Annotated in this window: 3 protein-coding genes; all 3 read right to left on the bottom strand. The window is 46.4% G+C overall.

Translation table 11 applies throughout. From position 1 onward, the window contains the following. Window positions 1-487 (bottom strand): SpoIVB peptidase S55 domain-containing protein (locus WCO51_13330; GenBank protein ID MEI6514235.1); only part of this gene is annotated, 487 nt, incomplete at its 3' end. 31 nt (window positions 488-518) lie between these two features. After that, the gene (gene dapA / locus WCO51_13325; GenBank protein MEI6514234.1) at window positions 519-1,400 is read right to left on the bottom strand and encodes a 4-hydroxy-tetrahydrodipicolinate synthase; all 882 of its coding nucleotides are present in this window, start codon (window positions 1,398-1,400) and stop codon (window positions 519-521) included. A gap of 38 nt (window positions 1,401-1,438) precedes the next feature. After that, window positions 1,439-1,831, bottom strand: a 393-nt coding sequence (locus WCO51_13320) for an Asd/ArgC dimerization domain-containing protein (GenBank protein MEI6514233.1), incomplete at its 5' end; no start/stop codon positions are given.

Genomic DNA, 1,831 nt, shown 5'->3' with positions numbered 1-1,831 from the left:
TCGTGTAATATTTCCCATTAACTGTGACAGGCTGGGTTAGTTGGCCGCTTGGAGCTAAAGCGAAGGAGGGTGTGTTCGGCAACATCGGATCGAGCGCCTCGATCATATCTTGAAGCGGGGTCACCAATGCTTGCGGTTCTTTTGGAAAACCAAACCCGTATGCAACTGCGCCCACTATCTTGCCATTAAGAAAGACAGGGCTGCCACTCATCCCACCGATAATATTTGCTTGCCTCTGAGTGATGGGACCACCGCTCATTTTGATCAGTATCAGCGAGCGCCCATTATTTTGGTTAGGGAGCACTCCCAACACCGTCACATTAAAACGCTCTATTTTCGTCCCCTTAAACACAGTAAGGCCATAACCTTTCATTCCAGGCATGACCTTACCAAGCGGGAAAACATCATTCGGCAGAGAGGCAGCGCTTATAAGCGCACTGAAGAGGGTCAATAATACCCATAACCCCAACAACCGTTTAATTTTCATTCAACAGGCTCCTTGAACTTCTTACCTCAGGCTAATGGATCAAACCATAGTTTACGAGTGCAGCGTCTACATCTTCACATTCTTTGTCGTTAAGCTCAACAAGCGGAAGCCGAGTGCCGCCTACCTCGTGTCCCATTCGATTAAGCGCATACTTAACTGGGGTTGGGTTGGTTACTGAGAACATAGCTTTTACAATCGGGACCATCTTATTATGAAGCGACGCGGCTAAAGCAACATCACCAGAGAGGTATGCCTTGAACATGCGCGACAGATCATTCCCAACGATATGAGCCGTTACGCTAATCAAACCATAACCACCCATACATAAAACAGGTAATGCCAACAGATCGTCACCACTATAAACTTTAAAGCCCTCAGGGACTTGCGCTATAGTATCAGCAATCTGACTCATGTTGCCGCTAGCTTCCTTAACAGCCTTTATATTGGCTACTTTTGATAATCTAAGCAGGGTTGAAAGCTCGATATTGATACCCGTACGCCCGGGAATATTGTAAATCAAAATAGGAAGGTCGGTACTCTCGGCAATCGTCGCAAAGTGCTGATATAGACCTTCTTGAGAGGGTTTATTATAATAAGGTGAGACGAGCATGATGCCGTCAAGCCCCAAACCCGCAGTTTTTTTCGTGAGTTCAACCGATTGCTGCGTGCTATTGCCGCCAGTAGCAGCCAAAACAGCGCCTCGCCCGCCAACTGTTTCTTTTACAGCCGCAAATAGCTTCAGCTTTTCATCGCTGCTAAGTGTCGGTGACTCTCCTGTTGTCCCTGAAACAACGATACCCTCGCTGCCATTATCGAGCAGATAATTAGCAAGTTTACTCACCTGACTGAAATCAATATTTCCTTCTTTGTCAAACGGCGTAACCGTCGCAGTCAGCAGTCTTCCCCATTCCATATTTCAATTCCCTTCTCTTATTACGTCGTGCGTAAGCACTAGATTAAATTTCTTTCAATCATCTTCTCAGCGATTTGAACTGCATTTAGGGCGGCGCCTTTTAGCAGTTGGTCGCCGGAGACGAACAAATCGATTGCGTTGTCGTTACTTGCATCGTATCGAAGCCGTCCAACTAAAACATCTTCTTTACCGGATGCATCAATCGGCATCGGGAAGTAGTTTAGTTCTCGGTCATCAACGATACAGACACCAGGAAATGCCTCTAATGCTTCGCGAGCTTGCTCACGAGTAGGCCGCCGCTCGAATTCGATGTTAATACTCTCCGAATGCGCTCTCAAAACAGGCACTCGAACACAAGTCGCGGTGACTTTAAGTTCAGGCAAATGAAGAATTTTTTGTGATTCCAAAATAATCTTCCACTCTTCTTCGTT

It is taken from the genome of bacterium (genome assembly GCA_037131655.1).
GTDB lineage: Bacteria > Armatimonadota > Fimbriimonadia > Fimbriimonadales > JBAXQP01 > JBAXQP01.
This window is presented reverse-complemented; position numbering and strand designations above follow the sequence as displayed.

What these genes read in the sequence shown, in the direction of transcription:
- dapA (MEI6514234.1), bottom strand. Translation starts at nt 1,400, where the DNA reads ATGGAATGGGGAAGACTGCTGACTGCGACGGTTACGCCGTTTGACAAA.